Raw genomic sequence first — 952 nt, forward strand, 5'->3', positions numbered from 1 at the left:
GGCGAGGCCCGGGAGGGGTCCCCGGGCCGGCCCGTCAGGCCGTCGGCCGGTGCTTCGGCCTGCGCAGGCCCGCCGCGGTCAGCCGGCGCACCAGCTCCTTGCTGCCGACCTCCACCGCGCCCGCCGCGACGGCGTCCGCGTACCGGAACGCCGGCAGGTCGTAGTGGTCGCCGTCGAACGCCTTCGGCGGGCAGCCGATCGACGCGGCGAAGGCGTGCAGCTCCTCATAGGAGACGTCGCTGACCAGGTGCGACCACATGCGGCCGTGGCCCGGCCAGGTCGGCGGGTCGATGTAGAGCGTCACCGGCGGCTCACCGGCCGGAGCCGAAGACCGGGCCGAGCGCGCCGACGGAGGCGACCTTCACGCCCGCCTTCCCGCACACCCAGTGGGGGTCCGGCCCCAACTCCGGCTCCACGTCGAGCGCGTGCGGGTCGCCGTGCGAGCACACCGGGCACAGCGGCCAGCGCCCGTACTTCTCCAGCAGGGCGTCCTGGACGTCCTGGGCGACGAGCCCCGCCAGGTAGTCGACCCCCTCCGGCCACTGCTCCACCCACCACCGGCGGTGCGTGACGGACTCCTCGACGAGGGAGACGACGTCCGCGTCGGCGACCTGCCCCGCGACGAGGTCGGCGATGACGAGCGCGCGGGCGGCGTGCAGCGCCTGCTCCAGGGGTGTGGCGTGGTCCATGGGGCCATTGTGGACCCGTACGGGCCCTGCGGCGAAGGCCTGCCGGCCCGCATTCCGCAGGTCACGCGACCCGGGACCGCCGGGGAGCCTTATGGCGTATTGACCCGGTTCGGGTCCGGAACCAAGCTGTCCGGCATGCGCGAGGACGCGGAGGGAGCCTTCAGCCTTGCCCGCCCCGTCGGCGGCCGCGGCCCGGCGGCGCCGCCCGCACGCGCCCTCCGCACCGGCCACCGGACGCCTCGGCTCCGCTCCCCCGCCGAGGC

Annotated in this window: 2 protein-coding genes; both read right to left on the bottom strand. The window is 76.1% G+C overall.

Annotated features, from left to right (window positions below; genetic code table 11):
- Positions 1-34 precede the first annotated feature (34 nt).
- Positions 35-304 carry a DUF4031 domain-containing protein gene (locus EF903_RS32990; protein ID WP_125548576.1) on the bottom strand — a complete coding sequence of 90 codons (270 nt, stop codon included), beginning with the start codon at positions 302-304 and terminating at the stop codon, positions 35-37.
- Between the two features lie 7 nt (positions 305-311).
- The gene (locus EF903_RS32995; RefSeq protein WP_125548577.1) at positions 312-689 is read right to left on the bottom strand and encodes a hypothetical protein; all 378 of its coding nucleotides are present in this window, start codon (positions 687-689) and stop codon (positions 312-314) included.
- Positions 690-952 lie beyond the last annotated feature (263 nt).

The organism is Streptomyces sp. WAC05292, assembly GCF_003949955.1.
Taxonomy (GTDB): Bacteria; Actinomycetota; Actinomycetes; order Streptomycetales; family Streptomycetaceae; genus Streptomyces; species Streptomyces globosus.